Raw genomic sequence first — 11,221 nt, forward strand, 5'->3', positions numbered from 1 at the left:
GCGCCGCCGCCCCGCCCCCCCACCCCCCGCCCGCCCCCCGCCCCCCGCCACACGGCGGCGCGCGGGGCGGCCCGCCCGGCCCCCCCCCCCCCCCCCACGCCGACCTGCTGCTGCTGGACCTGATGCTCCCCGACCTGCACGGGCTCGAGGTGCTGCGCAAACTGCGCCAGGTCTCCGCGGTGCCGGTCATCGTGCTGACCGCGCTGGGCGACGAGCGGACCGTGGTCCGCGGCCTCCGCCTCGGCGCCGACGACTACCTGCGCAAGCCCGTCGGCAAGGCCGAACTGCTCGCCAGGATGGACACCGTGGTCCGCCGTGCCGCGGCCCGCGCCGTCCCGGCGGGGGACGTCGTCCGTATCGAGGACGTCGAAATCGACCTCGGGAAGCGGCGGGTGCTCGTCGCGGGCCGCGACATCGGGCTGACCACCAAGGAGTTCGACATCCTCGCCGTGCTGGCCGAGCGTCCCGGCGCCGCGGTCAGCAGGCAGCGGCTGATGGACGAGGTGTGGGGTGACGCCCATGTCGGTGTGTCCCGCTCGCTCGACGTCCACCTGACCGGGCTGCGGTCGAAACTCGACCGGCCCGGCCTGATCGCCACCATCCGCGGCTTCGGCTACCGGCTGGGCCGGGACTGACCCGGTGCGTACCCGCCTCCTGGTCGTCCTGGTCACGCTCGCGCTGGCCGTGGTCGCCGCGTTCGCGGTACCGCTGCTGATCTCCACCGCCGAGCAGCGCACCCAGCAGCTGGTCATCGGCCGCAGCGCGGACGTCGACCGCTTCGTCGTGCTGGCCCAGCAAGCCGTCGACTCCCGCGATGCCGGAGCGCTCACCGCGGACGCGAATCGGTACGCCGAGTTGTACGGCGAGGCCGTGGTCGTGGTGAACGCGCAGCGCGTGCCGCTCGTGCAGGCGGGTGGGATGACCGCAGCCGAACCCGCCGTGCACGCGCTCGTCGAGGCGACCATGCGCAACGAGCCGGCGCCGAAGGTCGAGCAGCTCACGCCGTGGTCCGGCGAGCCCGCGTTGTTCGCCCGGCCGGTCGGCACCGGGACACGGGTGGCGGGCGTCGTCGTGCTCCGGGCGTCGGTGGCCGCGGCGACCGCCGACGTCGCCGACCGCTGGAGCGCGATCGGGGCGGGCGCGCTGCTGGTCGCGGTGGTGTTCGTGCTGCTCGCCGTGCTGCTGGCGCACTGGATGCTGCGGCCGCTCACCGAACTCGAGGCCGGCGTCCTCGCGGTGGCGTCCGGGCATCGCGCGCAGGTGCGCGAGCGCGCGGGGCCCGGTGAGCTGCGGTCGCTGGCGAGGCTGTTCAACCGGATGTCCGACGCCGTCCTGGAATCCGCCGAACAACAGCATCAGCTGGTCGCCGACGCCTCCCACCAGCTCCGGAACCCGATGGCCGCGCTCCGGCTGCGCGTCGACGGGCTCGCGCCGCACATCGACGAGGAGGCCCAGAAGACTTACCGCGCAACGGTTTCGGAGGTCGAGCGGCTGGAGAAGCTGCTCGACGGCCTGCTCGCGCTGGCGCTCGCGGAGAGCACGGCGACCCGGCTGGCGGCGGGCGCCGCCGAGGACGAGCCGTGCGATCTGCCGTCGGTGCTCTCCGAGCGCGTGGACGCCTGGCGTCCGGCCGCGGACAAGGCGGGCGCGAAGATCGTGCCCGCCGACGGGCACTCCGAGCCGGTCCTCGTGCGCTGTTCCGAAGGCCAGCTCGCCGAGATCCTCGACGTCCTGCTCGACAACGCCGTGCACTACGCCGGGCGCGGCGCCACCATCACCGCGCGCTGGAGCACCGATCCGGCGGCGGGCACCGCGACCCTGTCGGTCGCCGACGACGGTCCCGGACTGTCCACAGAGGACCGCGAGCGCGCGGTGCGGCGGTTCTGGCGGGGCGGCGGCGAAGGCGCGCCACGCGGCACCGGGCTGGGCCTGGCGATCGCGAGCCAGCACGTCCGCACCCGTGACGGGCGGCTCGAACTGCACGCCGTGGAGCCACACGGGCTCGACGTCCGGGTCGTCCTGCCGCTGGCCGAGGAGGATGCGTGAAGGTGTCACGGCGCACCGCGCTGCTCGGCGGTCTCGGCCTCGCACTCGCCGGATGTTCGCCCTCGGGGTACCGCGGCCCGGAACGCACCGTCACCATCGCCGCGGGTGAGCCCGGCGGGTTCTACCTCGCCTTCGCCGAGCTCCTCGCCGCGGAACTCGGCCGTGCAGAGCCACGGCTGCACTGCACCGCCGTGCCGACCGACGCGAGCGTCACCAACGTGCAGCGCATCCGCGACGGCGCCGCCGACCTCGGCCTGGTCAGCTCCGACATCGCGCACGCCGCGGCCACCGGCACCCGCCCGTTCACCGCGCCGGTGCCGCTGCGCGCGATCGGCCGCGTCTACGAGAACTACCTCCAGCTCGTGGCCAGGGCGGACGGCGGCGTGCGCGGACTCGCCGATCTGGCCGGGCGTCCCGTGGTGCTGGGCGCGAGCGGTTCGGGCGCCGCGCAGTTCGGCGAACGGCTGTTCGCCGCCGCGGGAGTGCGGGTGGACGCGCAGCACCTGCAGCTCGCCGACTCGATCGCGTCGCTGGCCTCGAAACGCAGTGACGCGATCCTGTGGTCCGGTGGGATTCCGACCCCCGCGCTGGCCGAGCTCAACCGTACGACGCCGATCACGCTCGTCCCGCTCGACGGCGTGCTGTCCGCGCTACGCGCCGCGTACGGTCCGGTGTACGACCAGGTCCTCGTCCCCGCCGAGGCCTACCGGGGCGTCGGCGAGCTGGGCACGATCGGGGTCGCGAACCTGCTCGTCTGCTCGCCCGCGCTGCCCGGCGACGTCGCCGACGCGGTGGTGCGGCTGCTCGTGGGCAGGGCCGCCGAACTCGTTCCCGCCCAGGCGGTCGGCACGCAGTTCCTCGACGTGCGCACCCTGATCGGGACCGGCGCCGTGCCGCTGCATCCCGGCGCGGCCGCCGCCTACCGCGCGCTGCACGGCTGAAACCCCTACCGGGGTCGGACCCGTGTCCCTCAAATGTGGGACGCGGACGCGCTCGGCGCTCCGCCAGAGTGAGAAGATCTTCGACGTTCTGGAGGTCCACGTTGCGTTCCCTCGCCGTGGCCGGAAGTCTCGCGCTCGCCGCCACCCTCGGCGCCGCGGTCCCGGCCACCGCCGCTCCCGCGGCGGCGCCCGTCCGGCTCACCCTGCCCGCCCTCACCGGCCCGTACCAGGCCGGAACCACCTCGCTGCATCTCGTCGACCCACGGCGCAAGGATCCATGGGTGGCTTCGCAGCAACGAGAACTGATGGCCACGGTCACCTATCCCGTCCGGCACGCCGGGACGACACCGCGCGCGCCTCAGCTCGAACCGGGAATGGCGGCGGTGATGGCGGACGCCGCCCCGAAGCTGCTGGGCATTCCGCCGGGCTCCGTCGACTGGGCCGCGACCCGGCGTCAGGCACACCTCGGCGCTCCGGCCGACCCGTCGCTCGGAAAACGCCCTGTAGTCCTGTTCTCGCCCGGTTATGGCGGCCCGCGTGAACTCGACACGGTCCTCACCGACGACCTCGCCAGCCGCGGGTACGTCGTCGTTTCGCTCTCCCACACCCACGAGTCCGCCGCGGTCGAGTTCCCCGGCGGGCGGATCGAGCGCTCGATGTCCGCTCCCGGTGACCCCGTGGAGATGAAGAAGGCCATCGACGCCCGTGTCGACGACAGCCGGTTCCTGCTGGACCAGCTGTCCCGCCTGGCAAACGGGGACAACCCCGACGCGGAACAGCGCCCGCTCCCCCGTCATCTCGGCCAGGCGCTGGATCTCTCGCGCGTGGGCATGTTCGGCCACTCCTACGGCGGCTACACCAGCGGCGAGACGATGTACCACGACCGCCGCGTCGGCGCGGGCATCAACCTCGACGGCGCGATGGCCTACGGCTTCGGCGCCAACGGTGTCCCGTACCTGCCCGGCGAGGTCGTCAAGCACGGTCTCGACCGGCCGTTCCTGTTGTTCGGCAGCGAGCTCGCCGATCCGGCCACCGGCAAGCTGACCGACCACAACCACCTCAACCCCTTCGACCGGTCGTGGGTCGACTTCTGGGCCGGCCAGCGCGGCTGGAAACGCGATCTCACGATCGACGGCAGCAGGCACCACAGCTACAGCGATCTCCAAGCGGTCGTCCCGCAGCTGAGCGGCCTGATGACGCCCGCGAACCGCGAGAACTTCATCGGGACCGTCGATCCCGGGCGCTCGCTGACCGTGCAGCGTGACTTCGTCTCCGGATTCTTCGACCTGCACCTGCGCGGCTTCGACCGGCATCTGTTCGACGGTCCCTCGCCGTGCTACCCCGAGGTGAAGTTCGTGTAGTGCCTTGCCGAGCACCCGCTCGGGTGCGGGTGGCCCGCATAAAACACTGTCGGGCAGGCGGTCATCCGTCCGATCCGATCACCTAGATTGGACGGATGACCGCACCTCGCAAGCCGATCGTCGAGATGCCGCTGCGCGTCCGCTACCACGAATGCGACGGGCAGGGCATCGTCTTCAACGCCAACTACATGGCCTACGTCGACATGGCCTGCTTCGAACTCGAAAAGGCGCTTTTCGGTACGCACGAAGAGTTCCTGGCCCACGGCGTGGACGTCGTGGTCGCCGAGTGCACCCTGAAGTTCCGCGCGCCGGCGCGTTTCGACGAGGAACTGGTCGTCTCCCCGTTCCTCAACCATCTCGGCACGACGTCGCTGATCTTCGACTTCGAGATCCGCCGCGGTGACACGCTGATCGCCGAGGCCACCCTCCGGTACGTGTTCGTCGACCCCGCCACCATGAGCAAGACCGCGCCACCCCCGCAGGTGCGTGACGCCTACGCCCCGTACCTGCCCGCCGAGGGCTGACCCGCGTGTTCCGGATCCTCTTCTATCACCCGGAAATCCCGCCGAACACCGGGAACGCCATCCGGCTCGCCGCGAACACCGGCTGCGAGCTGCACCTGGTCGAGCCGCTGGGCTTCACCTTCGAGGACAAGCAGCTGCGCCGCGCCGGCCTCGACTACCACGACCTCGCCCGCGTGCACGTCCACGCCGATCTCGACGCGGCGTGGCACGCCCTGCTGCCCGCGAAGGTCTACGCCTTCAGCGCGTCCGCGACCCGCCTGCACACCGACGTCGCTTACGCGCCGGGAGACGTGCTCATGTTCGGCCCGGAATCGACCGGGCTGCCCACCGAGGTCCAGCACGCGCCCGAGGTCACCGACCGCGTCCGCCTGCCGATGCTGCCGACCAGCCGGTCCCTCAACCTCGCGAACACCGCGGCCATCAGCGTCTACGAAGCCTGGCGCCAGAACGGTTTCGCGAACTCGTGAGCCGCCTCAGGCCCGGGGCGGCTCGACCGGCACGAGTGCCCCCTCCATGGCTGCGGAAAGTCTCGCGGCCAGCCGCGCCGGAGCCGGATGCGGAGGCAGGATGGCGGAGGCGAACTGCGTCGACGCGTAGTGCGTCCCGCCGCCGCTGCTCTGCAGATACACGCTGACATGCACGTTCCGGTCGGCGGGAATCTCGAACGACACGGTGCCCCACGAGACCACGTACTGCCTGCCGTCGATGCTCGCGATCGGCGCGCTCCGGCGTGCCTCGTTGCCATTACACGGGATGTCGATGACGAGCAGTCTCCGTGGACCGTCGTGATACTCGACGTACGGGATCACCCCCGGCGCCGTGGCCAGGACGGACGGGCTCGTCATCAGGGCAGTCTCTGGCCGATGAACAACGACGCCGCCGCGCCGATCATCAGCACCAGCGTGCCGAGTACGACCCAGGGCTTGCTCGCGTCGGCGTCCTTGAGCTCGTAGCCGATCTGCTCGCCGAGGTCGGCGTAGACCCGTTTCAGCTCGTCCGCGCTGGCCGCCTTGTAGAAGTCGCCGCCGGACAGCCGCGCGATCTCCTGCAGCGACTCGTCGTCGACCCGGACGTCCTGCGGTTTGCCGTCGATGTCCACCGAACCGTGGGAGGTCCCGAACGAGATCGACGAGATCGGGATCTGTGCCTGTTTCGCCGCCAGCGCCGCGGTGTACCCGCCCCGTGGCGCGTACAGGTCGTCCGGCACGGTCTGCTTGCCGTCGCTCATCAGCACGATCCGCGCGGGCGGGGGCCCTTCCGCGCCACCGACGACCGCCGAGAAGCTCTCGATCGATTGCAGCGCCGCGAAAATACCCTCACCGGTCGCGGTGGACTGCGCGAGTTTGAGGTTGTCGATCGCCTTCACCACGCCGCCGCGATCGGTGGTCGGGTTGACCAGCACGGTCGCCGTCCCGGCGAAGGAGATCAGCCCGAGGTTCACCCCCGGCGTCATGTTCTGCGCGAACGACCTCGCCGCCTCCTGCGCCGCCTTGAGCCGCGTGGGCGCGACGTCGGTCGCCTCCATCGACAGCGACACGTCGATCACCAGCATCACCGTGGCCCGGTTGCGCGGGACCTTCTGCTCGGCGGTCGGACCGGCGAGCGCGACGGTCAGCACCAGCATCGCCAGCACGATCAGGATCGCCGGGAGATGCCGGATCCAGCCCTGTGCCTTCGGCGCGACCTTCTCCAGCAGCTCCAGGTTCGCGAACCGCATCGTCCGCTTGCGGCGGGCACGCTGCGAAAGCACATACCCGACGATGACGGCGGCGACCGCCAGGAGCAGCAGGAACCACCACGGCGACGCGAAGCCGGTGAGGCTCATGCGAAGGACTCGCTTCGCGAGACAGTGTCAATTCCCTTTTGGCGCATGACATCCATGATTCGCTCGCAAGCGTCGCTCATGCTACTCCCCCTGACCAACGACGTTTACGAGCAACGACGAACCGCACCATGTCGGCGATCCAGTCGGAATCGGTGCGCAGCACCAGATGTGCCGCGCCCGCGCGCCGCAGCGCGCTCGCGACCTCCGCCCGGTGCGCCTGCGCGGCCGCCCCGAACTCCTTGCGCAGCAACGCCGAAGCGTGCACTTCGCGCTGTCTCCCGGTCTCCGGGTCGGCGAGCACGACGGTGCCCACCTCGGGCAGGTCGACGTCCCGCGGGTCGAGCACCTCGATCGCGATCAGGTCGTGCCGCCCGCCCAGTGCCCGCAGCGGACGCTGCCAGTCGGTGCCGCCGAGGAAGTCGGAGATCACCACCGCGAGCCCCCGCCTGCGCGGCGGCCGCCGCAACTGCTCCAGCGCCTGGGCGAGATCGCCCCGCACGCCTTCGGCCGCACGCGGCGTCTGCGCGACCCGGCGCACCAGACCACGCGCGTGCGCCAGCCCGCCCCTGGCGGGCACCCGCGCCGACTCCGCGCCGTTCGAGATCAGTGCCCCGATCCGGTTACCGCCGCCGCCGGTCAGATGCGCGACCGCGGCCACGGCGCAGACGACCAGATCCCGCTTCTCGCACAACGCGGTCCCGAAGTCGAGACTCGCCGAAAGGTCCGCGACGACCCAGGTCTCCAGCTCGCGGTCGGCCACCGTCTCCCGGATGTGCGGGGTGGTGGTCCGCGCGGTGACCGCCCAGTCCATCCGGCGCACGTCGTCGCCGGGCTGGTACGGCCGGGCCTCGCCCGGTTCCGAACCCGGCCCCGGCACGAGGCCGAGGTGGTTGCCCTGCAGCAGCCCGTCGAGCCTGCGGCGCACGTCCAGTTCGAGCGTGCGCAGCCCGGCCTCCAGCCGGTCCCCGCGCAGGATCGGCGGCGCCCACGAGGGGTGCTCGCCCTGCTCGTTCTTCACCACCGCGGGCTACCTGACGGGTGCGGCGCCGACGGGCGGCTGCCCGGAGCCGCCCTGCGGGCGCGCGGAGACCTGCGGCAGCGGAACGGTCTGCAGGACGCGGCTGATGATGTGGTCGATGGGGACACCGTCGGCCAGCGCGTCGTAGGACAGCACGAGCCGGTGCCGCAGCACGTCCGGGACGACGTCGACGACGTCCTGTGGGAGCACGTAGTCGCGGCCGCGGACCAGCGCGAGCGCCCGCGCGGCGGCGATGATGCCCAGGCTCGCGCGCGGCGAGGCGCCGTAGGACACCCACCCGGCGACGTCGGCGAGACCGTGCTCGTTCGGCGTACGGGTGGTGAGCACGAGCCGCACCACGTAGTCGACCAGCGCGTGGTGCACGAAGACCTGCGACGCGACGCCCTGCAGCCGGACCAGCTCGGCCGGGCTGAGCACCTCGTGCGGGGTGGGCGGCGTGACGCCCATCCGGTAGATGATCTCGCGCTCCTCCTCGGCGGAGGGGTACTCCACGACGATCTTGAACAGGAACCGGTCGCGCTGCGCCTCGGGCAGCGGGTAGACGCCCTCGTTCTCGATCGGGTTCTGCGTGGCCAGCACCAGGAACGGGTCCGGCATCGGGAAGGTCTGCCCGCCGATGGACACGTGCCGCTCGGCCATCACCTCGAGCATCGCCGACTGCACCTTGGCCGGCGCGCGGTTGATCTCGTCGGCGAGCACGAAGTTCGCCACGACCGGGCCGAGTTCGACGTCGAAGCGCTCGGCGCCCTGGCGGTAGATCCGGGTGCCGAGGATGTCGGCGGGGACCAGGTCCGGGGTGAACTGGACACGGGAGAACGACCCGCCGACCACCCGCGCGAAGGTCTCCACCGCGAGGGTCTTCGCCACGCCGGGCACGCCTTCCAGCAGCAGGTGGCCCTTGGCCAGCAGCCCGACGAGCATGCGCTCGACCAGTCTGTCCTGGCCGACGATGATGCGCTTGACCTCGAACACGGTCCGCTCCAGCAGCTGGGCGTCCCGCGCCGGTGTCGGGGCCTGCTGCCCGTTGCCACCCTCGGCGTAGCCGGCCTCGGTCACTCTGCCTCCTGTGTGTCTCCACTCCACCGCGAGGCGGCGAACTGGGCGCCGCGACGGTGATCACGCCTGCGGTGCGACGGTACTGCCTCCCCCGGCGGCGGGGCACGGCGGCACACGGCGGCCCGCGACGTCAGTCAACAACATCACCGGTGTGACAGTTGTGAAGACGTCAAGAATGCCGCTCGAGATCCCCCGGCGTGTCGATGTCGTCGGCCTCCCCTCGCCGGGCGAGGACCTCGGCGATCTCCAGACCGCCCAGTGTCCGGCGCAGCGACGCGTTTTCGGCCTTCTCCGGCAGCGCTGCGCGCAGCGCCCCGGACTGCCACGCGCCCAGCAGCCACTGCCGTTCCCCGGCTTCGTCGAGCAGTACCGCGCCGTCGCGCGTGTCCAGCGCGGCGAGCAGCCGGTCCACAGTGGACTTCCGGACGCCGGGCAGATCCGCCGCCAGTACCACGACCCGCTCGGCGTCCGCCGGGATCTCGGCGAGCCCTGCCGCCAGCGCCGCGACCGGTCCACTGCCCGGCTCCGCCTCCCGCGTCCACACGACGTCGCCGAAGCCCGGCCGCTCCGGTCCGACCACCACGATCCGTTCAGCACCCGAGAGGGCCGAGATCGCCTTGGCCAGCAACGAAGTCCCGTCCACGACCAGCGCCGGTTTGTCCACTCCGGACAGCCGACGCGCGCGGCCGCCCGCCAGCACGATCCCCGCGTACCGCATTCAGGCCCGCGGTCCGTCCCAGGTCCAGCGCGGCATCGGCAGCCCGGCCGGGACCCCGTCGTCGTCCGGATAGGACAGGACCTCCGTGACCGCCCATTCCATGTACGCGCGCAAGGCCGCCCGGAACGCCGGATCGTCCGGCAGCCCCGCGTCGTCGGCCGCGTGCACGAAGCACTCGACGAACCGGCGGCCGAGATCACTCATGTCGCCGTTGCCGGAGTGCATCGCCAGCATCGCGGTGTGGTCCCCGCACGACTCGGAGTACCGCGGCGGCCCGCCCATGACCTCGGCCCAGTACGCCGCCAGCCGTTCGACGTGCCGCGGATGCTGGTCCGGATGGGAGAACGGGTGATTCAGCTCGGGGTCGGCGAGGCACCGCGCGTGGTGCGCGGTGGCGAGCGCCAGGAACGCGGGCTCGCCACCGGCGAATTCGAACAGGGAAGGACGCACCCGCCGAGCCTCGCACACCGGCCCGGTGCGCGGCACCGGATCAGCCGCGTGACCCGCCGAGGGATTCCGCGAGTTCGGCCATCTCGGCGCGGTACAGCTCGGCCGGGTCCTCGTACACCGGGCGCAGGTGGCCGTAGATCTCCAGGGACACCAGGCCGTGCATGCGTCCCCAGACACGCAGCGCGAGCGCCGCCACCTCGGGCGAGAGGCCGGGGACCTCCCCTTGGATCTTCGCCCGGTACGCCTCGGGGAACCGCGGCCAGCCGACGCCGTCCTCGCGCGCGGCCCGCACGTCGGCACAGGCCGCCACCAGCCGGTTGAGGCCGCCGCAGATCCGGAGCGCGGCCCGCTCCACCGGACTGTCCTCTGGCGCCTGGTAGCCGGGGATCGAGTCGCCGTAGACCAGCCGGAATCCCTCCGGATTCGCCAGCGCCCACTCGCGCAGCGCGGTGGCCCAGGCGACCAGGCGCCCGGCGGGATCCGTCGCGGGCACCACGTCGCGCGCGGCTTCGAGCGCGTCGGCGAGGGACGCCGCCATCTCCCCGATCAACGCCGTGATCAGATCGTCCCTGGTGGCGAAATAGCTGTAGATGGCACGCGCGGTCATCCCCATCTCGCGCGCGATCCCCCGCAGCGAAATCGCCCCCGGTCCGTCCGCGGCCATCTGCCGCAGGGCGATCGTGGCGATCTCCCGCGTGGTCTCCGCGCGCAGCCGCTCCCGGCGGCTCACCTGGTGGTCGGTCGGCATCGGCACCTTGACACCCTACACCGTTGCGTTAATCTCCGGTGTAGCAAAAGTACACGGCGTTTCCTTTTGTCACGCCGCTACGCCGCGACTCATCACTGGGAGGACTCATGCCCGCCTACGTACTCGTCGAAGCCGAGGAACTGGACACGGAACGCGCGCTCGAATACCGGTCCTTGGCCCAGCAGTCGATCCGGCGGTACGGCGGTGTCTACCGCCTCCGGGGCGCGGTGCCCGAAGCCGTGGAAGGCACCTGGCCGTCGCCGTCCCGCGTCACGACCGTCGTGGAATTCCCGGACATGGCCCGGCTCCGGGAGTGGTACGACTCACCCGAATACCAGCGGGCCAAGGCACTCCGCGAGGGCGCGATAGACGTCCGGCTGCTGTTCGCCGAAGACACGGGCGAATGACGGCGGGGGGGGGGGGGCGGCCCCCCCCCCCCCCCCCCCCCCCCCCAAAACAAAAACAAAATCCGGCCCCCGGAAAATACTCCCGCTGGAGGAAAAAATTGAGGGA

Annotated in this window: 13 protein-coding genes and 1 pseudogene; 7 read left to right on the top strand and 7 right to left on the bottom strand. The window is 71.8% G+C overall.

All coding sequences use genetic code 11. The features are described from left to right. Positions 1-98: 98 nt before the first annotated feature. From ACFWX1_RS06925 to ACFWX1_RS06950, 6 genes and pseudogenes are all read left to right on the top strand, one after another. Positions 99-635, top strand: a pseudogene (locus ACFWX1_RS06925) (response regulator transcription factor); the annotation flags it as partial. 4 nt (positions 636-639) lie between these two features. Beyond that, positions 640-2,046: a sensor histidine kinase gene (locus ACFWX1_RS06930; RefSeq protein ID WP_378384643.1), complete on the top strand. Its 1,407-nt coding sequence runs from the start codon at positions 640-642 to the stop codon at positions 2,044-2,046. After that, a complete protein-coding gene (locus tag ACFWX1_RS06935) occupies positions 2,043-2,987 on the top strand; it encodes a TAXI family TRAP transporter solute-binding subunit (protein WP_378384645.1) in 945 nt (314 codons plus the stop codon). Before ACFWX1_RS06930 ends, ACFWX1_RS06935 begins: the two co-directional genes overlap by 4 nt. Before the next feature lie 101 nt (positions 2,988-3,088). After that, positions 3,089-4,348, top strand: coding sequence for an alpha/beta hydrolase family protein (locus tag ACFWX1_RS06940; protein ID WP_378384646.1), 1,260 nt, complete (start codon positions 3,089-3,091; stop codon positions 4,346-4,348). Between the two features lie 95 nt (positions 4,349-4,443). Further along, on the top strand, positions 4,444-4,872 hold the full coding sequence (locus tag ACFWX1_RS06945) for an acyl-CoA thioesterase (RefSeq protein ID WP_378384648.1): 429 nt from the start codon (positions 4,444-4,446) through the stop codon (positions 4,870-4,872). A 5-nt stretch (positions 4,873-4,877) separates the two neighbouring features. After that, the gene (locus ACFWX1_RS06950; RefSeq protein ID WP_378384649.1) at positions 4,878-5,339 is read left to right on the top strand and encodes a tRNA (cytidine(34)-2'-O)-methyltransferase; all 462 of its coding nucleotides are present in this window, start codon (positions 4,878-4,880) and stop codon (positions 5,337-5,339) included. A gap of 6 nt (positions 5,340-5,345) precedes the next feature. On the opposite strand, the gene ACFWX1_RS06955 is transcribed toward ACFWX1_RS06950, so the two are convergent. The 7 genes from ACFWX1_RS06955 to ACFWX1_RS06985 all read right to left on the bottom strand — a co-directional run bounded on the left by ACFWX1_RS06955 (position 5,346) and on the right by ACFWX1_RS06985 (position 10,708). Next, entirely contained in the window at positions 5,346-5,717 is a 372-nt protein-coding gene (locus ACFWX1_RS06955) for a hypothetical protein (RefSeq protein WP_378384651.1), read from the bottom strand. Then, positions 5,717-6,697: a VWA domain-containing protein gene (locus ACFWX1_RS06960; protein WP_378384653.1), complete on the bottom strand. Its 981-nt coding sequence runs from the start codon at positions 6,695-6,697 to the stop codon at positions 5,717-5,719. Before ACFWX1_RS06960 ends, ACFWX1_RS06955 begins: the two co-directional genes overlap by 1 nt. 76 nt (positions 6,698-6,773) lie before the next feature. Further along, a complete protein-coding gene (locus tag ACFWX1_RS06965; protein ID WP_378384654.1) occupies positions 6,774-7,718 on the bottom strand; it encodes a DUF58 domain-containing protein in 945 nt (314 codons plus the stop codon). Between the two features lie 6 nt (positions 7,719-7,724). Further along, positions 7,725-8,792: an AAA family ATPase gene (locus tag ACFWX1_RS06970; protein ID WP_378384656.1), complete on the bottom strand. Its 1,068-nt coding sequence runs from the start codon at positions 8,790-8,792 to the stop codon at positions 7,725-7,727. A 169-nt stretch (positions 8,793-8,961) separates the two neighbouring features. Further along, entirely contained in the window at positions 8,962-9,510 is a 549-nt protein-coding gene (locus tag ACFWX1_RS06975) for a molybdenum cofactor guanylyltransferase (RefSeq protein ID WP_378384658.1), read from the bottom strand. Further along, on the bottom strand, positions 9,511-9,960 hold the full coding sequence (locus tag ACFWX1_RS06980) for a group II truncated hemoglobin (protein ID WP_378384659.1): 450 nt from the start codon (positions 9,958-9,960) through the stop codon (positions 9,511-9,513). It lies immediately after the preceding gene. Positions 9,961-10,000: 40 nt separating this feature from the next. Further along, positions 10,001-10,708 (bottom strand): TetR/AcrR family transcriptional regulator, encoded by a 708-nt coding sequence (locus ACFWX1_RS06985; RefSeq protein ID WP_378384793.1) that lies wholly within the window; start codon positions 10,706-10,708, stop codon positions 10,001-10,003. A gap of 107 nt (positions 10,709-10,815) precedes the next feature. Here ACFWX1_RS06985 and ACFWX1_RS06990 point away from each other — a divergent pair, with 107 nt between their 5' ends. Continuing rightward, positions 10,816-11,115 carry a DUF1330 domain-containing protein gene (locus ACFWX1_RS06990; protein ID WP_378384661.1) on the top strand — a complete coding sequence of 100 codons (300 nt, stop codon included), beginning with the start codon at positions 10,816-10,818 and terminating at the stop codon, positions 11,113-11,115. Positions 11,116-11,221: the final 106 nt, after the last annotated feature.

The organism is Amycolatopsis sp. NPDC059021 (genome assembly GCF_042739895.1).
GTDB lineage: Bacteria > Actinomycetota > Actinomycetes > Mycobacteriales > Pseudonocardiaceae > Amycolatopsis.

What these genes read in the sequence shown, in the direction of transcription:
- ACFWX1_RS06955 (WP_378384651.1), bottom strand. Translation starts at nt 5,717, where the DNA reads ATGACGAGCCCGTCCGTCCTGGCCACGGCGCCGGGGGTGATCCCGTAC.
- ACFWX1_RS06975 (WP_378384658.1), bottom strand. Translation starts at nt 9,510, where the DNA reads ATGCGGTACGCGGGGATCGTGCTGGCGGGCGGCCGCGCGCGTCGGCTG.
- ACFWX1_RS06990 (WP_378384661.1), top strand. Translation starts at nt 10,816, where the DNA reads ATGCCCGCCTACGTACTCGTCGAAGCCGAGGAACTGGACACGGAACGC.
- ACFWX1_RS06960 (WP_378384653.1), bottom strand. Translation starts at nt 6,697, where the DNA reads ATGAGCCTCACCGGCTTCGCGTCGCCGTGGTGGTTCCTGCTGCTCCTG.
- ACFWX1_RS06985 (WP_378384793.1), bottom strand. Translation starts at nt 10,708, where the DNA reads ATGCCGACCGACCACCAGGTGAGCCGCCGGGAGCGGCTGCGCGCGGAG.
- ACFWX1_RS06945 (WP_378384648.1), top strand. Translation starts at nt 4,444, where the DNA reads ATGACCGCACCTCGCAAGCCGATCGTCGAGATGCCGCTGCGCGTCCGC.